The 24,066-nt window shown below is 41.4% G+C and carries 21 protein-coding genes and 1 pseudogene; 8 read left to right on the plus strand and 14 right to left on the minus strand.

Translation table 11 applies throughout. The features are described 5' to 3' along the window. The first annotated feature begins 46 nt into the window (after positions 1-46). From CWB75_RS17250 to CWB75_RS17275, 6 genes are all read left to right on the plus strand, one after another. Entirely contained in the window at positions 47-517 is a 471-nt protein-coding gene (locus tag CWB75_RS17250; RefSeq protein WP_041708852.1) for a CreA family protein, read from the plus strand. A gap of 3 nt (positions 518-520) precedes the next feature. Continuing rightward, positions 521-1,303 carry a hypothetical protein gene (locus tag CWB75_RS17255; protein WP_138571289.1) on the plus strand — a complete coding sequence of 261 codons (783 nt, stop codon included), beginning with the start codon at positions 521-523 and terminating at the stop codon, positions 1,301-1,303. 2 nt (positions 1,304-1,305) lie between these two features. After that, positions 1,306-1,932 carry a LysE family translocator gene (locus tag CWB75_RS17260; protein ID WP_138571290.1) on the plus strand — a complete coding sequence of 209 codons (627 nt, stop codon included), beginning with the start codon at positions 1,306-1,308 and terminating at the stop codon, positions 1,930-1,932. Positions 1,933-1,950: 18 nt separating this feature from the next. After that, entirely contained in the window at positions 1,951-2,445 is a 495-nt protein-coding gene (locus tag CWB75_RS17265; RefSeq protein ID WP_010391767.1) for a gamma-glutamylcyclotransferase family protein, read from the plus strand. Positions 2,446-2,472: 27 nt separating this feature from the next. Beyond that, a complete protein-coding gene (locus CWB75_RS17270; RefSeq protein ID WP_138571291.1) occupies positions 2,473-4,014 on the plus strand; it encodes a serine hydrolase in 1,542 nt (513 codons plus the stop codon). Positions 4,015-4,117: 103 nt separating this feature from the next. Then, entirely contained in the window at positions 4,118-5,041 is a 924-nt protein-coding gene (locus tag CWB75_RS17275; protein WP_138571292.1) for a histone deacetylase family protein, read from the plus strand. Here CWB75_RS17275 and CWB75_RS17280 read toward each other — a convergent pair. Beyond that, on the minus strand, positions 5,021-5,320 hold the full coding sequence (locus CWB75_RS17280; protein WP_075169887.1) for a DUF4144 family protein: 300 nt from the start codon (positions 5,318-5,320) through the stop codon (positions 5,021-5,023). The two genes, CWB75_RS17275 and CWB75_RS17280, sit on opposite strands and share 21 nt — an antisense overlap. A gap of 76 nt (positions 5,321-5,396) precedes the next feature. On the opposite strand from CWB75_RS17280, the gene CWB75_RS17285 reads away from it, so the two are divergent. Then, complete coding sequence (locus CWB75_RS17285) at positions 5,397-7,925, plus strand: EAL domain-containing protein (protein WP_171039130.1); 2,529 nt, start codon at positions 5,397-5,399, stop codon at positions 7,923-7,925. On the opposite strand, the gene CWB75_RS17290 is transcribed toward CWB75_RS17285, so the two are convergent. The 13 genes from CWB75_RS17290 to rsmD form a co-directional block, all read right to left on the minus strand. After that, the gene (locus CWB75_RS17290) at positions 7,898-8,713 is read right to left on the minus strand and encodes a DUF2797 domain-containing protein (RefSeq protein WP_138571294.1); all 816 of its coding nucleotides are present in this window, start codon (positions 8,711-8,713) and stop codon (positions 7,898-7,900) included. The genes CWB75_RS17285 and CWB75_RS17290 overlap by 28 nt on opposite strands. Positions 8,714-8,734: 21 nt before the next feature. Next, positions 8,735-11,275 carry an EAL domain-containing protein gene (locus tag CWB75_RS17295; RefSeq protein ID WP_138571295.1) on the minus strand — a complete coding sequence of 847 codons (2,541 nt, stop codon included), beginning with the start codon at positions 11,273-11,275 and terminating at the stop codon, positions 8,735-8,737. 93 nt (positions 11,276-11,368) lie between these two features. Beyond that, complete coding sequence (purD, locus tag CWB75_RS17300; protein ID WP_075169884.1) at positions 11,369-12,652, minus strand: phosphoribosylamine--glycine ligase; 1,284 nt, start codon at positions 12,650-12,652, stop codon at positions 11,369-11,371. Between the two features lie 14 nt (positions 12,653-12,666). Continuing rightward, on the minus strand, positions 12,667-13,485 hold the full coding sequence (locus tag CWB75_RS17305) for a class I SAM-dependent methyltransferase (protein WP_138571296.1): 819 nt from the start codon (positions 13,483-13,485) through the stop codon (positions 12,667-12,669). A 109-nt stretch (positions 13,486-13,594) separates the two neighbouring features. After that, positions 13,595-15,181 (minus strand): bifunctional phosphoribosylaminoimidazolecarboxamide formyltransferase/IMP cyclohydrolase, encoded by a 1,587-nt coding sequence (gene purH / locus CWB75_RS17310; RefSeq protein WP_138571297.1) that lies wholly within the window; start codon positions 15,179-15,181, stop codon positions 13,595-13,597. A gap of 235 nt (positions 15,182-15,416) precedes the next feature. Beyond that, positions 15,417-15,707, minus strand: coding sequence for a DNA-binding transcriptional regulator Fis (fis, locus tag CWB75_RS17315; RefSeq protein WP_002957804.1), 291 nt, complete (start codon positions 15,705-15,707; stop codon positions 15,417-15,419). A gap of 19 nt (positions 15,708-15,726) precedes the next feature. After that, positions 15,727-16,698 carry a tRNA dihydrouridine synthase DusB gene (gene dusB / locus CWB75_RS17320; RefSeq protein ID WP_010391792.1) on the minus strand — a complete coding sequence of 324 codons (972 nt, stop codon included), beginning with the start codon at positions 16,696-16,698 and terminating at the stop codon, positions 15,727-15,729. Positions 16,699-16,979: 281 nt separating this feature from the next. After that, a complete protein-coding gene (prmA, locus tag CWB75_RS17325; RefSeq protein ID WP_054202602.1) occupies positions 16,980-17,861 on the minus strand; it encodes a 50S ribosomal protein L11 methyltransferase in 882 nt (293 codons plus the stop codon). Between the two features lie 71 nt (positions 17,862-17,932). After that, positions 17,933-19,774, minus strand: coding sequence for an RNA polymerase sigma factor RpoD (gene rpoD, locus CWB75_RS17330; protein WP_010391796.1), 1,842 nt, complete (start codon positions 19,772-19,774; stop codon positions 17,933-17,935). A 124-nt stretch (positions 19,775-19,898) separates the two neighbouring features. After that, positions 19,899-21,650, minus strand: coding sequence for a DNA primase (gene dnaG / locus CWB75_RS17335; protein ID WP_008114875.1), 1,752 nt, complete (start codon positions 21,648-21,650; stop codon positions 19,899-19,901). Positions 21,651-21,811: 161 nt separating this feature from the next. Continuing rightward, positions 21,812-22,258, minus strand: a complete 447-nt coding sequence (locus CWB75_RS17340) for a GatB/YqeY domain-containing protein (protein ID WP_008114877.1) — start codon at positions 22,256-22,258, stop codon at positions 21,812-21,814. 19 nt (positions 22,259-22,277) lie between these two features. Next, positions 22,278-22,493 (minus strand): 30S ribosomal protein S21, encoded by a 216-nt coding sequence (rpsU, locus tag CWB75_RS17345; protein WP_002957797.1) that lies wholly within the window; start codon positions 22,491-22,493, stop codon positions 22,278-22,280. Positions 22,494-22,638: 145 nt separating this feature from the next. Next, on the minus strand, positions 22,639-23,244 hold the full coding sequence (gene rsmD, locus CWB75_RS17350; protein WP_138571298.1) for a 16S rRNA (guanine(966)-N(2))-methyltransferase RsmD: 606 nt from the start codon (positions 23,242-23,244) through the stop codon (positions 22,639-22,641). Between the two features lie 205 nt (positions 23,245-23,449). On the opposite strand from rsmD, the pseudogene CWB75_RS17355 reads away from it, so the two are divergent. Next, a pseudogene (locus CWB75_RS17355) lies at positions 23,450-24,066 on the plus strand (signal recognition particle-docking protein FtsY); the annotation flags it as partial.

The raw sequence follows: 24,066 nt of genomic DNA on the forward strand, positions 1-24,066 counted from the left end.
TTAGTATAAGGCATAACTTAATTTTATTATGAACGAAGGACTTGCTATGAAGTATCTCAAAATGGGTAGTCTAATTGCGTGTTTAGCAGGGCTTACAGGGTGTTCTGATGATGTTGCTTCAGTGAGTTTAGGGCTGTTTACCACTAAAGATGTGGTGGTTAACTCACAGCAAGACCCGCTAGTGACTGGGGTTACTTGTCATATTAGTCACATTGAGGCTAATCTAGACTTTTCAGACCCATCAGATATGTCGATTGCTTGTCGCCAAACAGGGCCAATTACCGCAGACCAATTACAGTCTATTGACCGTAGTAAGTCGGGTGAAGTCGTGTTTAAATCATCTAAGAGTATTTTGTTTAAGTCGTTAAAAGTTCGTCGCATTTATGATGCTAAAACCCATACGTTATTGTATTTATCGTACTCAACGAAAGAATCTACGGGCAGTCATCATCACGCGCTTTCTACGGTGCCTTTATACAATACACAAGCATGGCAATGGGCGAAGGGGCAAGAATAGTTTATGTTAACCCTATTTAAATCAAAGCCCTTATTGGCAGAACAAGAACAACAGTGGCTAGTTGATACCTTTATTTGGGCAGCAGAAAACTTTGACCTGAATTTTTTTACTAAGCACAGCCAAATTATTTTGCCAACGGTCGAGTTTTTTCCTGATTCGGTTTCAAGCATTGAAGAAATGGCCAGTAAAGTATTTGCGCGTGTTAAACATTATGCTGGTATGGATGAGTGGCCTATAACACTTGTTGCACCGCAACAATTACAACCTCAGGTGTTTCCACATTTTGAATTTAGTGAGCATCTACGTGGTGAGCACTGCCATTTAATGGTGCCACCAAGCCATGCAATTAATGTGTCGTTTAACCCCAACCAAATTAATCAGCCACAAGATTTAGTAGCTAGCTTTGCAGGTACTCTTGCTACCATTTTAATTCATCATGTAGGCGTATTACCTCCAGGTGGTAAAGAGTTCTTACCTCAAGCAACGGATGCTTTAGCGTGCTTTTTAGGTTTTGGGGTGATGATGAGCAATACCGTGTACCAGTTTAAAGGCGGTTGTGGCTCATGTTACAACCCATATGCCAATCGCGAAGCCACGCTCAGTGAAACCCATACTGTATTTATGCATGCGTTAGTAAGCTACTTTAAGCAAGATAAACACTCTAAAAAACATTTAAAACCGCATTTAAGAGGCCAATTTAAAAAAGCGCAAAAAGAAATAAAAACGTTGGTTAACCAGTCGGCTAATCCATTGTTGTTGGCTTTTTCGCCAGAGCAAGCCAGTTAATCATGATCTATATCGATGAGTTTTTATTAATTGCCATTGCTCACTTTTTTGCAGTGGCGAGTCCCGGGCCGGACTTTGCTGTGGTACTTAAGCAAAGTGTACAGTACGGCAGGCATAATGCGCTGTGGACCAGTGCAGGTGTAGGCGCAGCTATTTTATTACACATAGCTTATTGTGTGTTGGGAGTCGCGTTGGTGTTAACTCAATCGCCTTCGCTGTTTATGGCACTTAAATATATAGCGGGCGCGTATTTAGCGTATTTAGGTGTGCAGGCGCTACGCGCTGCTAAACCTTCAAACACCTCATCAGAACAGACTGCAAAACCCATCCTTGTACCTGAGTCACCATGGCTTGCGTTTCGCCGTGGTTTTTTTACCAATGCATTAAATCCTAAGGCTACGCTATTTTTTATGTCTTTGTTTACCTTGGTGATTAGCCCTACAACACCAGTAATAGTGCAAGTGGGGTATGGTGTTTATATGGCGCTTGCTACCTGGGCTTGGTTTTCTATTTTGTCGCTATTGTTATCAAAAGCACGGGTGCGAAACTTTTTTCAACAAAGTGGCTATTGGTTCGATCGTGGCATTGGCATTATTTTAATCGCACTGGCTGTGCGAGTTGTTATTTGATAGACCCTAAGGAATAGTATGGCGTTATATAATTTTTCGTTTGGCTCCAATATGTCATCTAATCGTTTATTGGCACGTTTACCTAACGCAAAACGTGTGGGTACGGCGCTTTTAAAAGGCTATAAGTTAACCTTTAATATGGCCTTTGCTGATGGTTCAGGTAAATGCACTATTGTGCCCACCAACGAACCCGATGCAGTTGTATATGGGGTAGTGTATCAGCTTAATGAGGCCGAAAAAGAGATCTTAGATAAAATTGAAGGCCCTAATTACGACTGTGTTGATTTAACCGTGAGCCTTTTAGATGACGATGACATTAATGTGCACTGCTACATAGCAAACACACATGACGACACACTGCTACCTTATGACTGGTACGTGCAGCATGTATATCGTGGTGCGCTTGAGGCCGGTGTGCCAGAGCATTATAGTCAACGTATTTTAGCTTATCCTAGTAAGCAAGATACGAATAAAGCGCGCGCCGACATAGAATTTGCGGTTCATCAAGATTAAACAAAAATAATAACCTAAGGTAACACTATGAAACTAACAAAATTAGCCACAGCCGCATTATTGGTTGGCTGGACGTTCACGAGCTCTGCAGCGGTTGATACCGATAAAATTTCAGAGGTGATCAACGCTTCAATGACGCGGTTTGATGTACCCGGAATGGCCGTTGCTATTGTTGAAAATGACAAAGTAGTATTTGCTAAAGGCTTTGGTGTTGCCAACCTCAATACTAATAGCAAGGTGAATAAAGACACTTTATTTGGCATTGCTTCAAATACCAAGGCATTTACCAGTGCAGCACTGGCTAAGCTGGTGGATGAAGGCAAATTAAGCTGGGATGATCGCGTAATTGATCACCTACCCGAATTTAGATTGCATGACCCATACGTTACCCGTGAAATGCGAATTCGCGATTTGCTAAGCCATCGCAGTGGGTTAGGGCTTGGTCAAGGCGATTTAATGATTTGGCCAAGTACTGATAAATCGGTAGCCGATATTTTATCGGGGCTGAAATATTTAAAACCTGCGAGCAGTTTTCGTAGCCAATATGCTTACAACAATCTAATGTTTGTTACCGCTGGTGAAGTTGTTGCCCGTATATCGGGGATGAGCTGGAACGACTACACTGAAAAAAATATTTTACAGCCGCTCAATATGAGCAACTCACGGGCTGGCTTTTCGCGTATCGCTAAAAATAACAAAAACTGGGCAATTGGGCACATCCCAATGGACGGTAAATTGCATCCCTTTTTTGTTAATTACCTTGAAGACTTCAGAGGCGCAGGAGCCATTGCATCAAGCGTAAATGATATGAGCCAATGGCTACGTACTCAACTTGCTGGTGGCAAAATGCCTAATGGCGAGCAGCTATTTAGTGAAAAGCAGCAAGCACAAATGTGGCACCCACATATTACCTCACTAGCATCCAAAAGTGCTTATGAAGCGTACCATCAACAATTTAGAGGTTATGGGTTGGGCTGGAGTATAGAAGATTACCACGGCGTTAAGAAGCTGGCACATGGTGGTGGTATTTTAGGTATGGTCTCGCAGGTTACTCTTTTGCCAGAGAAAAATGTGGGAATTGTGATATTAAGCAACCAACAAGCGTTTTCTGCATTATCGGCGGTGACTCATGAAGTACTTGAAGATGTACTAGAGCTTGAAGATAAAGACTGGGTTGAAGATTTAGCTAAAAAGCACTTTGCAGGTAAAGAAAAAGCCTATGCTAACGCGGCTCCATCAGTGCCTGCAGATATCCAGCCGGCATTGCCAACCATTAATTACACCGGAACTTTGCATGATGATTGGTATGGCGATGTAATAATTGAAGAGTTAGATGGTAAATTACGCATTGATTTTACCCATACAAAGCGCCTCAAAGGTGAGTTGGAGCATTACACAGGTAATACCTTTATTGTTAAATGGGATGAAAAGCTATTAGAGGCAGATGCCTTTATTCGTTTTTCTATGAGTGCAGATAACCGTGTAGAATCAGCGAAAATGAACGCAGTTTCAACGCAGGTGACCGATTTTAGCTTTGATTTTAGAAATCTTGACTTAAAAGCTAAATAACCAGAACCTTGGTTAAATAGTCGTTTAGTATCAACCAAAGTCGCAAAGCCACCCTCAGGTGGCTTTGTTATACTCGTTAAGCAACTTATTTTTGGAGTTAGCTATGCGCACTGCGATTATTTCTCACCCCCACTGCCGTAAACATAAAATGATTGACGATCATCCAGAGTGCCCTGAGCGTTTGGATGCGATAAACGACCGTCTACTTGCAAGTGGGCTGGATGTCGCTATTGAGCAAAAACAAGCGCCTAAGGCCTCGCGTGAGCACTATTTATTGGCGCATAGTGAACAACACATCAAGCATGTAGAAAGTATGATCCCAACCGAAGGGCTTAGCGATTTGGACGGCGATACCTGGTTATGCCCCGATTCATTGAAAGCAATTGAGCGTGCAGTAGGTGCAGGGTTACTCGCTGTTGATGAGGTTTTAGAGGGTAAATTGGATGCTGCATTTTGCTCAGTGCGCCCGCCAGGACATCACGCTAACCGAGATAGCTCTTCTGGTTTTTGTGTGTTTAACAACCTTGCGATTGCGGTTAAATATGCACAAAGCAAAGGGGTTAAACGTATTGCCATTATCGATTTTGATGTACACCATGGCAATGGCACGCAAGATATTTTTATGGATGATGAAAATGTGTTGCTGTGCTCGTTATTTCAATATCCATTTTATCCAAATACCGCCATTAAAAATAACGCCACGTTGGTAAATTCACCTTTGCCTATTGCTAGTGATGGTACTGATTTAAAAGCGCTTTATGAGCAGCAGTGGCTACCAAAATTAACAGAATTTGAGCCTGAGCTACTTTTTATAAGTGCAGGATTTGATGCGCACCTTGAAGATGATATGGCCAGTTTAAAGTTTGTCGAAAGTGATTATATATGGCTTACTGAGCAGTTAGCGCTATTTAGCCAACAACATGATTGCTTAGGAATTATCTCTTACCTAGAGGGAGGATACTCACTGTCTGCCCTCGGGCGCAGCGCGATTGCACACGTTAAAGCCTTAGTTGATTTCGGCGAGTAACATAAATGCCTGATCAGGAGTAAGCTGCTCTATTTTACTGAGGCAACATTGTCCTTCTTTTGCTAAATATTCCTTTACCAATTGCGCTAATTGTATTGCACTGAGTGCATTATGCGCATCGCCATTTAAACCTTGATAGCCACTTACCTTATCTAAAATAACCACGTTTTTCTGCTCATTCACGTCCATAGTATAAATAAAATCATGTAACTCATCTGCATGCTCTAATAGCTCAATCTCATTATTATAAATAATAATTAATGGGTAACTGATGCTCATATATTGTCCTAAATCAAATTGTCATTTACTGAATAATTTATAATCGTGCATTGGTTTAATTTTGGAAGTAAAAGCAATGCCCCACACTAGCCGCTATCAAAAAGTATGCGATGTTTTTACCAATAAGGTGATCGCCTGTACCAAGGATACCCCTTTAATTGAAGCGGTGAAACTAATGCGTGTGCACAATGTTAGTGCTATTTTTGTTAAACATCAGCAGCAAATAGTGGGGGTGTGGACTGAAACTGATTGCTTAACGCTTAACTTTTCTGATCAGACTCTTAGACAGGTAATGATTGAGAAAGTGATGTCGAGCCCGGTATTGAGTGTACCCAGCCAGCAATTATTAACCGATACCGCCATGGTGTTTAATAAGCATGGCGTAAGACACTTACTGGTAACCGATGCGAATAATAACCCAAGCGGGGTGATTAGTATTACTGATATTGTGAGTAATCAAGGATTAGAGCATTACCTGCAATTTAGACCGATAAACGAGCAATATAATAAAAATATTAGGGTAGTCCCCAGCTCATTAGCAATTAATGACGCGGTTAACTTAATGCGCGAATACGCCGAGAAAGTTGTTTTAGTATTTAATGAAGATGAAAATGTCCATGGCATTATTACCCAACGTGATTTACTCAAACTGATCACCGAGCAGCATAACCATCTTGTTTGTTGGGATTTAGCGAGCCGTCCTCTTTATAAAATAAGCCCTCAAGACAGCCTTTTTGATGCTTACAGGTTGATGTCTGAAAGTAATATTCGGCATTTAGTGGTAAGCGAAAATAATCAAATTAACGGCGTATTATCACTTGAAAACTTAATTAATGAAATTGAAACCGCTTATTGTTGTGAGCTTGAAAAGGTACTTCAGCAGCGTGATATTGCACTGCAGCACTCACAGCGTAATTTATTTTTAGCCAATAAAATTATCGACTCCTCCCTAGATGGCATCATGATCACCGACTCGAATGGGGTGATTATGCAAGTAAATCCTGCATTTACTCATTTAACCGGCTACAAAGAATATGAGGTGATAGGAAAGCGGCCTAATATGTTGAGTTCAGGACGTCATGATAAAAACTTTTATATAAAAATGTGGGATTCACTGACTAAAACAGGCGTATGGCAGGGGGAGATTCATAACCGTAAAAAATCTGGCGATATTTATATTGAGTGGCTCAGTATTATAGAAATAAAAGAGCCAAGTCATAGTGATGTTACTTATGCCGCTATTTTTAGTGACATAACAGAGCGAAAGAGTGCAGAAGAAAAAGTAGTGCAGCTAGCATACTTTGATGAGCTAACCGGCTTACCTAATCGGCGCTTATTTAACGATAGGCTCTCTATGGCACTGGCCTCTGCTCACAGAGATAAACAAATGCTAGCGGTAATGTTTATTGACCTTGACCGTTTTAAAGAGGTAAATGACAGCTTGGGCCATAACGCCGGTGATACCTTATTAAAATTAGTCTCTGAGCGCATTATTAACACCCTTAATGAGGGGGATACACTGGCACGATTAGGGGGAGATGAGTTTATTGTTTTGTGTGAGGTTGAAAGCGTGGCAGCTGTTATCAGACTTGCAGAGGGTATTTTAAATCACTTAAATACCCCCTTTAAATTGGAAGGATTTGAAGTGGGTGTTACTGCCTCTATAGGTGCAGCGGTTTATCCAGATGATGGCTTAGACAGTGAAACATTATTAAAGCATGCTGATATTGCCATGTATCGCTCAAAAGATGTGGGGCGTAATTCGTTTCAGTTGTTTCAACCCTCAATGAATGCCCGCTCCCTTGAGCGCTTAGCGATGATGAGCCGCTTTCAACATGCGCTTGAAAATGATGAGTTTGAGCTTTATTTTCAGCCTAAACGGTGTTTAAAAACAGGGGCGATTATGGGGGCTGAAGCACTACTACGTTGGCAAGACCCTGATTTAGGCACTATTTCGCCAGCGCAGTTTATTCCGCTTGCTGAAGAGTTAGGTTTAGTTGTTCGTCTCGATTTATGGGTTATTAACCAAGCCGGTAAGGAGTTAACTCTTTGGCAAGCACAAGGAATGAACCCCGGACGTTTAGCGATTAATGTATCTGCTTGCCACCTAAGCCAAGGTAAGTTAGCTGATAACATTAAGGCCATGCTTAATCGCTATCAATTACCTGGGAGTTTACTTGAAATAGAGCTGACCGAAAGTAGCTTTATAGGTTCTTTTTCACAGGCAAAAGAACAGTTACAACAGCTTAAAACGTTAGGTGTACATATTGCGCTTGATGATTTTGGCACGGGGTATTCGGCATTAAGCTATTTAACCAAACTGCCCTTTAACACGTTAAAAATTGATGCCAGTTTTATTGCTAAAATTCCTGATGAATACGGCAATAGCCAAATTGTAGCGGCTATTATAGCCATGGCGACAAGTTTAGGGTTGGATGTGGTTGCTGAGGGAGTTGAGCATGCCTCGCAAGAGACACACTTAGCAACGATAGGCTGCAATATTATTCAGGGTTACCATTATTGCTATCCATTAACACGACAGCAATGGATAGCATTTTATAACCAAGCAGCAAAAGGTTATTCTGAGTCTACGCTCACTTCATAAGAGGTGAATTTTCGAATATTAATCACACCGCTATCAAAAATTAAGTACTGACCTTTTATACCTTGTAAAATACCGCTAACAACAGGGTTTTTATCAAAGTTAAATGAGCTAATTTTAGTTGGGTATTCACTAACTGGAAAATCAAGGTTTACTACGTCTTCATCAAGTTGTTCAATGGCGGTTGCGCCAAACAGCTCACTCAGCTCTGTAAGCTTTTCGCTTATTTGTGGAATAAGTTCGGCGGCTGCTGCTTTTAAATCAAGCGTGTCATTTTGTCCTTTAAGCATATTACGCCAATTGGTTTTATCAGCAATAAATTGTGCCAGCGCTACTTCAACTAAGCCCGATTGCAAACGAGTCTGCACTTTAAAAATAGGTAAGGCTTGGGTTGCCCCTTGGTCAATCCAACGGGTAGGAATTTGTGTATGGCGAGTAATACCTACTTTTAATCCTGAGGTATTTGCTAGGTAAACATAATGCGGGATCATGCAATTTTCTTCGCCCCACTCTGGCTCGCGACAGGTGCCTTGGTCGTAATGGCAGGTTTCCGGTTTCATGATACACATATCGCAACTGGCAAGTTTGCGCATACACACAAAGCAGTGCCCTTGAGAATAGCTTTTTTTGGTTTTTTTACCACAGTTAGAGCACAAAATTGTGCCACTAAAAGTAAGGGTCAGCTGTTTGCCAATTAAGGCATTTAAATCAACCAGTTTATCACCTATAGGTAGGTGGTATTGAACCGGCTCTGTTAAGCTCGACTTTAATTTACGCAGTGTACCTTGCATCTTTTCTTGGCCCCAAAGATGTTAAAAAGGGGAGTTTAACATTTTTAGGCTGTATTGGCTTTTTAAGAAGTCTAAATAATTATCATAAGAGAGTGCTTTGGCATACAGGTAGCCTTGAGTACGGTCGGCGTTCATAGTTGTAAGTAGCTGATGAACCTCTTGAGTCTCTACGCCCTCAATCGTGATAGTTAGGCCCAGATTATGTGCCATATCTATGGCTGTTTGCACAATAACCTGATGCGCACGGTTATCAGTTAAATCAAACACGAATGACTTATCTACTTTAAGTTCGCTAAAGTGATAGTTAACCAAGTAGCTAAGCGATGAATAACCAGTGCCAAAGTCGTCTAGTACTACTTTAACGCCCAAAGTAGCAAGCTCATCAACTAAGGTGACTAATGCATCTTGATTTTCGACAAAAGCAGACTCAGTCAGTTCAAACTTTAATAAGTGAGGAGCAACCTGATACTTAATCAAAATATTCTCTACTTTTTCGGTCAAATTAGTAATGGCTAGATTCTTTGCACTTAAATTAATACTAATACTATGATTGCTTATGCCATCGGATGCCAGCTTTGCAATGTCTTTACAGGCTTGTTCAATAACCCAAATTGTTAATTCATTAATAATACCAGTGTGTTCGGCGAGTATAATTAGCTTTTCTATCGAAATATTTTTAAAGTCAGCATCTGGCCAGCGTAGTAGGGCTTCCGCGCCGTGTATACTGCACTCCTCTAAGCTCACTTGTGGTTGATAATAAAGGGCAAGTTGATCCTCTCTTATCGCTTGCTGTAGCTTGGCTGCAAGAGCAACGTCCATGGTAAGGTTATCATGCGCAAGTGATGAGCTTACTTTGCTTAGGTTATGTTTAGCGTCGTGTAATGCTAAATAGCCTCGTTTTAACCAAAACTCAAAATCATCACGTTTACCGTAACCACTAATGCCAACACTGTAATTAAGTTGTAAGTCTAGACCTTTAATTTGATATGTTTTTGGTAACTTATTTAAGATCTGTTTGAGTAATTCTTCGAGCGTATGCTGACTCTGGTTTTTAGTGGAAATACAGGCAAATACGCCACTGCCTAAATCAGCAATTTTAGCTGGCTGATTAATACCATTGTTGAGATGAAAAAACTCTCGTTCAAAGCTTAATTGGCATTCAAGTTCGTGAGCAACATGTTTAATTAGCTCATACCCTTGCGAGGGCGTGATAATGGTATTTAGAGAGTTAAAATGACGTATTTTCACCAAGCATAAAGTGGTAGAGCGTCGCTGGGCTTTAAGTGCCATAAAGGCATACTTTAGTTTAGCGCTATTAAGTAGCTTAGTTTGCTGGGTATGTGTTGCATGATATAGCGCTTGCTCACGCTGATAACGAATCCGATCAGCGAGTGCCATTGCCATTAGGACAATTTCACACAAAATGGCCATTAAAAAAGCATGGCGTATTGAAAAACTATAGGAAATAACGCCTGTGAGCTCTAGAGGTTGGATAGCTGCGCCAATGATCAGTGGCACCCACGAAAATACGTAAAACTTAGCCCAACGAAAACCGCTTCTTAATTTGTTGTAAATTAAAATGAAGCAGACAATATAGAGCGAGCCTAAAATCACAAAAAATATCGGTGCGGCTATATTTTCAGGAATGAAAAAACTCAATGTCCCTAGAACTAGCATCAGTCTTAATAAGCCGATGCTTAATTTATAGCGCCAGCAACCGTCTTTATGATAACGTAAAAACAGTGTGCAAAAGGCGAGGGTAAAAAACGCAATGGTGTAGTTGACCACAATGACTTTTTCGTGAATAAATAACTGCCATTCAAGCGGCCATAAATAAAAGCCAAACCCCAGCACGGTGCCCATTAATGCAATAGCGCTAATAATGTAGCCAATGTAAACTAAATATACGCGGTCTTTAATACCAAAATAAAGTAATAGGTTATATAGCGAGGCCATTAATAGTACGCCAGCAAAAATTCCCCAAATGCCTGTTTGTGAGCGAACTAAGTCAACAAATACAGTATGGCGATATAAGTGAATTGGGGTTTTACTGATCCCCACGGTATCTATTTTTATGACTAATTGTTGTTTAGACTGACCATCTAGTTTAAAGCGAATATGGGGCACGCTGTACTTAAATAAAGTAAGACGCGGCTCTTTATCACCAAGCTTATAAGTGTCGAGTAGCTGGTTATTACTATTGAGCCTATATATAGTGAGGTGATCCACCATCGGATTATCAAAATGCGCCACCACATCTTCTTGTTGACTGCTTTTGTTTTCTAAATCAAGGCGTAACCAATAATTTTGCTGTTGAAAACTCCAAGGAATATCGTTAAATTTTTGCTGTGTAAACTGCGCTTTATTGCTCATTACTTCTGTGAAGCTTTGTGTTTTACTCTTGTCTATGTAATATGCATGATCAAGATAAACAGGGGTTATTTTATCTATGGTATAGCGAGATGGCATCACAAAATTTGTTGCCAATGTGCTGATAATAAAAAAGATAAAAATAAGTATTACGACCGCTATCGCATGATAGCGCAAGGTTTTAAATTCCAATATTAACCTGTGCCCTGATTGTTTTTTTATAGTGTAGCAGTAAAAAGCGCAGATAATCTGCGCTTATAAAGTTTAATGAGTAAAACTCAATAATTATTGTTCACGAGCAATTGCACGATAGGCTATATCTGTACGGTATTCCATGCCATCCCAGCTGATTTCATCAACCAGTTTATAGGCACGTTGTTGCGCTTGTGTAACGGTATTACCTAGTGCCGTTGCACATAATACTCTACCACCGGCAGTTACTACATTATCGCCATCTTGCTTAGTCCCTGCGTGAAAAACTTTTTCGCCTTCAGGGTAAGTTACTTTCAGGCCACTAATCGCATCGCCTTTCGGGTAGCTATCTGGGTAGCCTTTGGCAGCTAAAACAACACCTACAGCAGCGCGTGAATCAAACTCAATGGTAGTTTTATCAAGCTCTACACGGTTAGCAGCTTCAATCAGCTCAACTAAATCTGATTGCAAACGTAGCATCATAGGTTGTGTTTCAGGGTCGCCAAAACGACAGTTATATTCAATTACTTTTGGTGTGCCGGTGTCATCTATCATTAAGCCTGCATATAAAAAGCCAGTGTACGGGTGGCCTTCGCTAGCCATACCTTCTACCGTAGGGTAAATCACTTCATTCATAATGCGTTGATGAATTTCATCAGTCACTACCGGTGCCGGAGAATAAGCGCCCATACCGCCAGTATTTGGGCCAGCATCGCCATTGTAAGCACGTTTATGATCTTGGCTAGTTGCAAATGGCAGTACGTTTTCACCATCAACCATTACGATAAACGACGCTTCTTCACCTTCTAAAAACTCTTCGATGACAACGCGGCTGCCAGCTTCACCAAAGGCATTACCCGCAAGCATATCGCGAATGGCTTCTTCTGCATCGCGTTCATCCATAGCTACAATCACGCCTTTACCTGCCGCTAAACCATCGGCTTTTATAACAATCGGTGCGCCTTTCTCTTTTAAATAGGCAAGCGCAGGGTCGATTTGTTCAAACGTTTGGTAATCAGCGGTTGGGATAGCATGACGTGCTAAAAAGTCTTTAGTGAACGATTTAGACCCTTCAAGCTGGGCTGCACCTGCTGTTGGGCCAAAAATAGCTAAGCCGTGTTCACGAAACTTATCAACAACACCTAATACTAGCGGCACTTCTGGACCAACAATGGTTAGCTCAACATTATTTTGTTGTGCAAAGCTAAGTAGCCCATCAAGATCTTCAACGTTAATTGCTACGTTCTCAAGTTTTGGCTCAAGGGCTGTGCCCGCATTACCTGGAGCAACATAAACAGTGTTTACTTTTGTATTTTGAGCGGCCTTAAACGCAAGTGCGTGTTCGCGGCCGCCGCTGCCAATGACTAATACATTCATGGCGAATATCCTATTTAAAGCGGTTTTTTAAATTTCAGCGTCATACGATCGCTTTCACCTATGGCTTTATATTTAGCGGCATCTTGCTCGCCAAGTCTAAGGCTAGGTGGAAGGGTCCATACCCCTTTAGGGTGATCGGCTGTATCAAGAGGGTTTGCATTAATATCGCTTTTTGCTTCAAGTTCAAAACCTGCTTGTTCAGCAAGTGCAATAACCACACTTTGCTTCATATAACCTGATGACTTTTGCATTTCATCGGCTTGCTCTTCTGGTAGGCGATGTTCAACTACGCCTAAAGTGCCGCCAGGCTTAAGTGCTGTATAAAAAGACTTAAATGCATTGCTTGCTGCGTCTTTGTCTTTACTCATGAACCAGTTATGGACATTACGAAAGGTCAGTACCATATCGGCGCTACTTGCAGGGGCAATATCTAAATGAGTAGAAGGAGCAAACTCAGTAAGTTTAACGTGACTAAAGCGGGCATCTTCAGCGATTTTAGCTTTAAAACCAGCAAGAGAACGTTGGTAGTAACCTACCGATGAATCAGCAGGAAAATGCGCGGCATAATAGGTGCCTTGCTCTTTTAATGCTGGCGCTAAAATTTCACTATACCAACCACCGCCAGGCGCAATTTCTACCACAGTCATTGTTGGTTTAAAGCCAAAAAACTCGAGGGTTTCTACAGGATTGCGGTATTGGTCGCGTTCACTGCTGCGCTCGCTTGCTTTAACTGCATTTGTTAATGCTGAGTCGTGGCCATGGTTGTGTGCTAATGCCATTGTTGAACTTAATGACAGTGTGGCAACCAGTAGAGATTTTAGTGCAAATTTCATCGTCTAATCCTTCACATTATAATTGTTAGTCATGGTTATAGAATAAGCAGAATACGTGAATTTGATGCAAACAAAAAGAGCTAACTGAAGCAGTTAGCTCTTTAAGCGATTAATGGCGGAAATGGCGCATACCCGTAAACACCATTGCCATACCGGCTTCATCAGCGGCGGCAATTACTTCTTCATCGCGCATTGAACCACCCGGTTGAATAACCGCGGTAATACCTGCTGCGGCTGCAGCATCAATGCCATCACGGAATGGGAAAAATGCATCTGATGCCATGACTGAGCCTTTAACTTCAAGGTTTTCATCAGCGGCTTTAATACCGGCAATTTTAGCTGAGTAAACACGGCTCATTTGGCCTGCGCCAACACCAATGGTCATACCGTCGCGGGCATAAACAATGGCGTTTGATTTAACAAATTTAGCCACTTTCCAACAGAACAGTAAGTCTTTAAGTTCTTGCTCAGAAGGCTGGCGCTTAGAAACAACCGTTAAGTCGCCTTGCGTTACCATACCTAAATCACGGTCTTGAATTAGAACGCCGCCATTAACGCGTTTAATGTCATGGCCTGTGCCTTTAGCAGAGAACTCACCACACTCTAATAAACGTACGTTTTGTTTAGCTGATACTATTTGAGCGGCTTCTGCACTCACGCTTGGCGCAATAATAACTTCAACAAATTGACGTTCAACAATCGCTTGTGCAGTTTTTGCGTCAAGTTCTTGGTTAAAAGCAATAATGCCGCCAAACGCTGACGTTGGATCAGTTTTAAAGGCGCGATCGTATGCTTCTAAGATATTTTCGCCAATTGAAACACCACATGGATTAGCATGTTTTACAATAACACACGCCGGTACATCAAATTCTTTAACACACTCAAGTGCGGCATCGGTATCGGCAATATTGTTAAACGATAATGCTTTACCTTGCAGTTGAGTGGCTGTCGCCACTGACGCTTCAGAGATGTCATTTTCAACATAAAACGCGGCATCCTGATGCGAATTTTCACCGTAACGCATATCTTGTTTTTTAGTGAATTGCATATTAATAGTACGAGGGAACTTAGTATCTTCAGCCGCTTCCTCTGTGTAATCAGGAACCATTTTACCGAAGTAATTAGCAATCATACCATCGTATTGCGCTGTATGTTCATAAGCGGCAATAGCTAGATCAAAGCGGGTTTTGTAAGTCGTTGAGCCGTTGTTATTTTGCATTTCGCTAATAATACGGTCATAGTCGTTTGCGTTAACAACAATCGTCACATCTTTGTGATTTTTAGCTGCTGCACGCACCATGGTTGGGCCGCCAATATCGATGTTTTCTATAGCATCTTCAAGGCTGCAGTTTTCTTGAGCGACAGTATTCGCAAAGGGGTATAAGTTAACTACAACGATGTCGATAGCAGAAATGTTGTTATCTGCCATTACGCCTTCATCTTGGCCACGACGAGCAAGAATACCGCCATGAATTTTTGGGTGTAGGGTTTTTACGCGACCATCCATGATCTCAGGGTGTCCGGTGTGATCTGATACTTCGGTAACTTTAATCGCATTATCAGCAAGTAGTTTACAAGTGCCGCCAGTTGAAAGTATTTCAACACCTTGTGCTTCTAGTGCACGGGCAAATTCAACAATACCGGTTTTGTCTGACACACTCAAAAGTGCGCGACGTATAGGACGATGTGTATCCATTGTAGTTTGATTTCCTCAGTTAATGAGCTAGCTTAGAAGCGCGTATTTTAACTGATTACGACTCAAAAAACGACTTATAACGACCCATAAAGCGTGAGCATTTTGCAATTTCGTTAATAAATTTTACAGATAAAAAAAGCACCCTAAGGTGCTTTTTTAAGAGTGTTTTATAAAACACTCAGTGTATTGAATCAGTAAGCGCGGTAAAGCAATTACGGCATCAATACCTTAGGTATTAGTTCATACCGTATTTTTTTAGCTTTTTACGTAAAGTACCACGGTTGATACCTAGTAAAATTGCCGCACGAGTCTGGTTGCCACGTGTGTAAGTCATTACTTCTTCAAGCAATGGCGCTTCTAGCTCAGAAAGAACAAGGTCGTAAACGTCTTGCACATCTTGACCGTTAAGCTGTTTTAAGTAGTGGTGAACAGCTTTTTTTACTGCATCACGCAATGGCTGCGGTTTCTCGTGTGACTGAACATGAGGGTTAGTGATAAATGGAGAAGTCACGTTTTGTTCGAACATTATAAAGTCTCTTTCTTTCTTAGTTAGCTGCTAGTGTTTTAAAGTATTGCTCTAATGCGACGACCTGTTCTTCGGAATTGTCGAGCGCATTAAATACTCGCCTAAACTGACCGTCACTGTCATGGGTTTGCAAATACCAAGATACATGTTTGCGAGCGATTCGTGCTCCCATTGGCTCACCGTAAAACATATGGAGGTTGGTTAAATGCTCCATTAAAATACTGCGCACCTCTGCAATAGCAGGTGGCTGCATATGTTCACCAGTTCGCAAATAGTGGTCTATCTCCCTAAATATCCAAGGGCGACCTTGGGCGGCTCGACCAATCATGATGGCATCTGCACCCGTATAGTCCAAAACCTGCTTTGCTTTTTCAGGTGATGTAATATCACCATTAGCAACCACAGGTATCGACACTGAACGTTTTATATCCCTAATTGTGGCGTACTCAGCATCACCTTTGTACATACATGCGCGCGTGCGCCCATGTACAGCCAGTGATGCAATGCCATAACGTTCAGCTATTCTTGCAATCTCTACACCATTACGGTTGTCCTGATCCCATCCAGTACGGATTTTAAGTGTTACAGGTATATCAACCGCATTAACGACGGCATCAATAATCTCTTCCACGAGTTCTGGAAACTGTAATAAGGCTGAGCCTGCAAGTTTCTTGTTCACTTTTTTTGCTGGGCACCCCATATTGATATCTATGATCTGTGCACCGTTTGCAACATTGAATTGTGCGGCCTGTGCCATAAGCTCAGGGTCTGCTCCTGCAATTTGCACCGCACGTATACCCGACTCACCAGAATGATCCATTCGGTTCATCGACTTTTCGGTTTTCCAAACCTTCGGATTAGACGACAGCATTTCAGACACAGCAAGGCCAGCGCCTAAACGACGACATAACTGTCTAAATGGTCTGTCTGTTATGCCCGCCATAGGCGCGACAATGACATTATTCTCAAGTTGGTATGAACCGATACGCACGATATTCAATAGGCCTCTTTTCAAGGGGCGCTAAGTTTACGGCTTTTTGCGCAAAAATCAAAGGCTATAAATTGAACAAAAGTGACTTTTTTTTGCTCTTTTCGTATTGACATTTGATAACCGTATGACGAAGCGGTTTATTTGTGTGAATTTTGAACGGTCGTTGTTTTTATAATAAAAAGTCTTTATTTTTTATTATGTAAAAAAATAGTAAAGCCTGTTAAATACAGGCTCTAGAAACGACTTTTGAGTTAATACTCTAAACTTTTAAAAACGCACTATTATGCTTTTTTAATGCCACTGACTCGGGTCCAGTCGCCTTCAATGGCAATCTCATCAAGTTCAATAAAGGGCGCATATATATCGGCAACCGATTTTGCTTGCTCTTCTAAAATGCCCGACATGGCAATTTTACCGCCTGGTTTTAATAATCCTAAAATCACACTATGAAGCTCACGCAGAGGTTGCGCTAAAATATTTGCCACAACAATATCGGCTGTAAATTCAGGCTGGTTTTCTGGTAGATAAACTTCAAGCTTGTCAGCAACGCCATTACGGTTAGCGTTATCTAAGCTTGCTTCTAGCGCTTGCGGATCAATGTCTATCCCTATCATGCGCTCTGCACCTAGTTTAATTGCTGCAATGCCTAATATGCCTGAACCACAACCAAAATCGACTACCGTTTTGCCGCTCAAGTCTTGGCTTTCAAGCCACTTTAAACACAGCGCGGTGGTGGCGTGCGTGCCAGTACCAAATGCAAGACCAGGATCAAGTAGCACATTGACTGCGTCTGGATCTGGAATATCGCGCCAGCTAGGGCAAATCCATAGTTTTTCGCCAAATTGAATAGGGTGGAAGTTATCCATCCACTCACGTTCCCAATCTTTGTCTTCGAGTTGCTCGATTTTGTAAACTAAATTGTCTTTGAGCTCATCATGGCGCTTTAATAACGCAACCACGGCGTTCATATCGTGATTAGCTTCGAACAGACCAATTACTGTGGTATCAGCCCAAAAAACGACAGTGCCAATTTTGGGTTCGTAAATAGGGGTGTCTTTAGCATCAATAAAAGTAACAGAAGCACTACCAGCTTCCATTAATAAGTCACTAACTGCATCTGCGGTTGCAGCATTGGCATTGATACGGATTTGGATCCAAGCCATGTTTATTTCCTTGAAATAGAAAAAAGGCCGCTACAGCGGCCTTTTGAGTTAACTCATAATGTAACGCTAGATTATTTAGCGTCTAAAAAGCTTTTCAGTAAATCAGAGCGAGAAGGGTGACGTAATTTACGTAGTGCCTTCGCTTCAATTTGACGAATACGCTCACGTGTTACATCAAACTGCTTACCTACTTCTTCCAACGTGTGGTCGGTATTCATATCAATACCAAAACGCATACGCAGTACTTTCGCTTCACGGGCAGTTAAGCCAGCGAGCACATCGTTAGTTGCGCCACGAAGAGACTCCATTGTTGCCGAATCGATAGGCGAATCAATAGTCGTATCTTCAATGAAGTCGCCTAAGTGCGAATCTTCATCATCACCAATCGGTGTTTCCATTGAAATTGGCTCTTTTGCAATCTTAAGTACCTTACGGATTTTATCCTCAGGCATCATCATGCGTTCAGCTAATTCTTCTGGATTTGGCTCACGACCCATTTCTTGTAACATTTGACGTGAAATACGGTTCAATTTATTGATCGTTTCAATCATATGTACTGGAATACGGATCGTTCTTGCTTGGTCAGCAATAGAGCGAGTAATTGCTTGGCGGATCCACCACGTAGCATAAGTAGAGAACTTATAACCACGACGGTATTCAAACTTATCAACCGCTTTCATCAAACCAATATTACCTTCTTGAATTAAATCCAAGAACTGTAAACCACGGTTGGTGTATTTTTTAGCGATTGAAATTACCAGACGTAAGTTCGCTTCTACCATCTCTTTTTTAGCACGGCGCGCTTTCGCTTCACCAATACTCATGCGACGGTTTATATCTTTAATACGCTCAATGCTTAAGCCAGTACTTTCTTCCATTGAAGAAAGTTTGCTAATACAACGAAGTATTTCAGGCTTCACTTCTTCAAGTTTAGCTGAATGCTTTTCGTTAGCTGCAATTTCAATATCAAGCCATGCTGTGTCAGTTTCGTTGTTTGCAAAGTGCTTAACAAAGGTTTTCTTTGGAAGCTTTGAAACTTGTACTGCATGCTTCATGATAAGACGTTCTTGAACGCGAACTCGGTCCATCATTTCACGCATGTTATTAACCATGCGGTCAAATTGTTTTGGCACAAGTTTAAAGGTTCTGAACAACTCACCAATTTCTAAAATAGCGGCTTGAGATTCTGGATGAGAGCGACCTTTCTTATCGAATGTTTCACGTGCTTTAGTGTATAAGTCACGTAAGTTTTCGAAATGGATGCGCGCTTCTTCAGGATCTGGACCTGTATCTACTTCTTCTTCGTCTTCATCATCGCTGTCATCATCATCGTCGCTGTCATCAAGCTGTTTTTCGCTTAATTCAGAGCCAATGTTAGTGGCAGCAATTGGTGGTGCTTCGTCTGCATCAGGATCGAAAAAGCCAGAGATAATGTCGCTAAGGCGCATCTCCTCTGCTTCAAACTTATCCCACTGTTCAAGTAGGTAAGTGATCGCTTCTGGGTATTCAGCAACCGAAATCTGTACTTGGTTAATGCCTTCTTCAATACGTTTAGCGATAACAATTTCGCCTTCACGGGTAAGAAGTTCAACAGTACCCATTTCACGCATGTACATGCGAACAGGATCTGTTGTACGGCCGATTTCTTTTTCTACAGTAGCAAGGGCTGCAGCGGCAGCTTCCGCTGCGTCTTCGTCTGTCGTGGTTTCTTGCATCATTAATTCATCAGCATCAGGCGCGTTTTCGCTAACCTTGATACCCATGTCATTAATCATGCTAATGATATCTTCTACTTGATCTGAGTCGATAATATCTTGTGGAAGGTGATCATTAACTTCTGCAAAAGTTAAGTAACCTTGCTCTTTACCTTTTTGAATCAGAAGTTTTAATTGTGACTGAGGAGTTGGATCCATAGAGATTGTTTCTTCCACTCTGATAAGTTGATACAACAGGCGCCATCATGGAGTTTGCTCAAAGGCTAACCAGAATAATGTGACGCAGTGAATAGCACAGTATAACAGCCTAAATCAAATCTGACTAGCCGTTAGTCGTTTTTAACGCTGTCATTAGCAAATGACATTCTAGTCGTTCATCGCTATTTAAGCCCTGTGTCTTGTCTTTTATTAATAGGGTCTCTAGTCGATAATTTAAACACTGATCTTCAATAAATTTAAAAGTATTTTGAAAAACAGTCTCTAAACGCTCTTCATTTATTTGATGTTGCCATGTAGCCAACTTAGTTAATGGCTCATAGTCATCAGTATCTCTAAATGATTCAAGAATTTGTGCAGTGGTAATGCCATCTTTTTGTAACGCTTGATGTTGTAAGCGCAATAATAAGCCGATTCCTGCAATATTCATTTGTGCTAAATCAGGCAAGTAGGGCACGCTTTTCGCCAAATTAGGATGCTGAATTAAAATGCCTATCGCTTGGCGCATCGGTGTAATTTTAAATTTACGTTCAATTGCTTGCTGCTGTTTTGGTGTTTTTAAGTGATTATTGAGTTGCTCACGGGTGCGACCAATTAAACGCCCAAGTTGCTCCAAGATATTTTCTTGATAGAACTCACTTGGGATCTTTTCAATTAATGGCAGTGCTGCACTGAGTAACTTAGCTTTACCGGAATCGAGCGTTAAATCAATCTCTTTACTTAGTTTATTAAACAGCACTTTAGTGAAGTCATCGGCGTTTTCAAGGCGTTGCTCAAAAGCTTCTTTACCTTCTTGTTGTACAAGTGAATCAGGGTCTTCACCATCGGGTAAAAATACAAAATGCAGTGCTTTGCCATCGTTTAAGTAAGGAAGTGCATTTTCCAGTGCACGCCACGCGGCATCTTTACCTGCACGGTCACCGTCGTAGCAACAAATAACTTTGTCGGTGGTTCTAAATAAGGTGTGCATATGCTCGCTGGTTGTCGCTGTGCCGAGTGCGGCAACTGCGTATTCTATGCCTTGTTCAGCCAGCGCAACGACGTCCATATAACCTTCTACTATAAGTACATGATCGAGCTTTTTGTGTGCTTGTTTTGCTTCATAAAGGCCATAAAGTTCAAAGCCTTTGTGGAATATTCGTGTTTCAGGAGAGTTTAAATATTTTGGCCCCTGATCTGCTTGCATTACACGGCCACCAAAAGCAATTACGCGACCGCGTTTATCACGAATAGGAAACATTAAACGATCACGGAAAAAATCGAATTGCTTACCTGGCGTTTTTTCAGATGCGAGCTTTAGCTCAACTAATTGTTCTTTTTGCTCTTGGTTTCGCCCGAGTTGTTGGCAGAGGCCTTCCCATTCGCTGGGCGCATAGCCCATCATAAACTTTTTAACTGTTGCGCCGCTTAAGCCGCGACCTTTTACATAGTCTATTACTGTTTCAGAATTACTATGATGTTTTAACTGGTGTTGATAAAAACGCGCTGCATGGAGCATTAAATCGTAGTCTGAACGTTTTTGTGCTGCGGTGCGTTCTGGGCCATTACTACTTCCTTGTTCGCGAGGAACATCTAGGTTAAGTAAACTGGCTAGCTCTTCAATTGCATCAACAAACTCAAGTTTGTCATATTCCATAACAAAAGAAATAGCATTGCCGTTAGCGCCACAGCCAAAGCAATGATAAAACTGTTTATCTTGCGATACAGTAAACGAAGGCGATTTTTCATTGTGAAAAGGACAGCAAGCTTGATAGTCTTTGCCCGCTTTTTTCAACCCTACCTTTGAGTCAATCAGGTCGACAATATCGGTTCGTGCCAATAAATCATCGATAAAGTTGCGTGGGATCTTTCCAGCCATTGTTTAAAGTACAGCCCTAAGGTAAATATAAAAAGTGTTAAAAGCGAATTATAATACGCAGAGATTGGAACACAAATGCATATTTTTTTGAAGTGCTCTAAACGAAGAAACCGAGCTCAAGGCTCGGTTTACTTCAATCATACTTAATGTATGTGGGAGTATTAGGCAGTTAATCGTTGCTTAATTAAACCTGAGATTTTGCCCATATCGGCACGACCTTCGGCTTTGCTTTTGATTATACCCATTACTTTACCCATGTCTTGCATACCTGCTGCGTTAGTATCAGCAATAGCCGCGTCAATGAGAGCAATGATTTCTTCTTCACTCAATTGTTGAGGTAAAAAAGCTTCAAGTGCTGTAATCTCATTGGCTTCAATTTCAGCTAAATCATCACGCCCAGCATCTTTGTACTGAGTGTAAGAGTCGCGACGTTGTTTAACAAGCTTCACTATAACGGAGGTAATACCTGCGTCGTCTAGTGTTATTTGCTCGTCAATTTCACGTTGCTTGATTGCAGCAAGTACCATGCGAATAGGATTAAGACGTTGTTTGTCTTTAGCTCTCATCGCATCTTTTTGCGCATCTTTTAGCGTTATTAAAAGGCTCATTTATACAAGACCTAATATATTAGTATAATTTAACGCGACGAGCGTTATCACGAGAAAGTTTTTTCATGTGACGTTTAACAGCAGCTGCTTTTTTACGCTTACGCTCAGCTGTTGGTTTTTCATAGTGCTCGCGACGACGAACTTCTGAAAGGATACCTGCTTTTTCACATGAACGCTTGAAGCGACGAAGTGCTACGTCAAACGGTTCGTTCTCTCTTACTTTAATTACTGGCATTAAAAATTCACCTACCTAAATTATGAGCGTTGCTCAAGTTGATCAAACATTGATCAAGTGGTTCAAAAATGGTGCGGTATTGTAATCCGAAGCAACACCACATGTAAAGGATAATATTAACAGAAACCTTACCGCTAAAACAGTGTTAATTTATATGTCGTTGGTACAGCCTACAAAAAACTTGCCCAGCCTTTTTCTCTTTTATTAACAACCAGTTATTAGGTGTCTTGAACGAAGTTAACTCTGTTTCTACCTCAACATATATCAGTGCGTCAGGGTCGAGCCATTGATTATTTTCTAATAAATCACAGCATGATTGAGCCAAATTTTTACGAAATGGCGGGTCAATAAAAACTAAATTAAATGTCTCACTGGTGTTTTTATTCTCAAGAAAGGTCAAAGTATTAGTATTGAGTACTTGTGCATTTTGCGCATTAAGAGTGGCAACATTTTGCGTTAGCTGTTTTGCTGCTAGCGGATCAAGCTCTAAAAATGTGGTGTTTTTAGCAAAGCGAGATAGCGCTTCGAACCCTAAACCACCAGAGCCGGCAAAGCAATCGAGAGTGCGTGCATCGCGGGTATCGTGCATTAACCAATTGAACACTGTTTCTTTTATTCTGTCGGTTGTAGGGCGCAAGCCTTGAACGTCTTTTACTGGCAGTTTACGACCGCGAAATTGGCCGCTAATGATTCTAATAACGCCATCGACTGATTTATGGATGTTGTTATTTGGTGTGATTTTTTTTCTCATTTAACTCACTAAAAATTGGTATCTATGATCTAGCTCAGATAATATTGCAATCATATCACGGCGTGTCATTTTTCAACTGCGCTAAAAGTGTTACTATTATGCACCCTCGAGGATAACGTGTTGCTAAAAAGCAATTATTTAGGCTTAAAAGCACGCTATCATTATCGTTAGTTTATCAGATTTTTATAAGTGGTTATTAGCAAGTATGGCAAAAAAAAGTAAATTCATGTCGTGGCTCGGTTTTGGCAAGTCAGATAAAAAACAAGCAGAAGCTGATAAACAACAAGCATTGGCAAACGAGCAGGCAGAAAAAGCCGAACAGGAGCGCTTAGCAGCAGAGAAAGCCGAGGCAGAGCGTTTGCAAGCTGAAGCTGAAGCCGAACGTTTAGAACAAGCCCGAATTGCAGCTGAACAAGCTGAAGCAGAACGTTTAGCGCAAGAGCAAGCTGAAAAAACCGAACAACAAATAGCTGCCGAAAAAGCAGAGACAGAGCGTTTAGAGCAAGAAAAACAGGCGCAAGCACAACGCGCTGCGGAGGCAGAAAAACGAGCGATTGAACAAGCTAACGCTGAGCTATTAGCTAAACAACAGGCAGATGCCGAGCAGCAAAGACAAGAGCAAGCTCAACGTTTAGCAGAACAAGAAGCGCAAATGTTGTTAGAGCAAGAGCGTATAGCAGCTGAAAAAGCTGAGAATGATCGCCTAGAACAACAACGCATTGCGGCTGAACAAGCTGAGAATGAGCGTTTAGAGCAACAGCGTATTGCAGCAGAGCAAGCTGAGAATGAGCGTTTAGATAAAAAGCGTATGGCGCCAGAAGG

Origin of the sequence: Pseudoalteromonas sp. S1608 (assembly GCF_005887265.1) — a bacterium.
Taxonomy (GTDB): Bacteria; Pseudomonadota; Gammaproteobacteria; order Enterobacterales; family Alteromonadaceae; genus Pseudoalteromonas; species Pseudoalteromonas undina.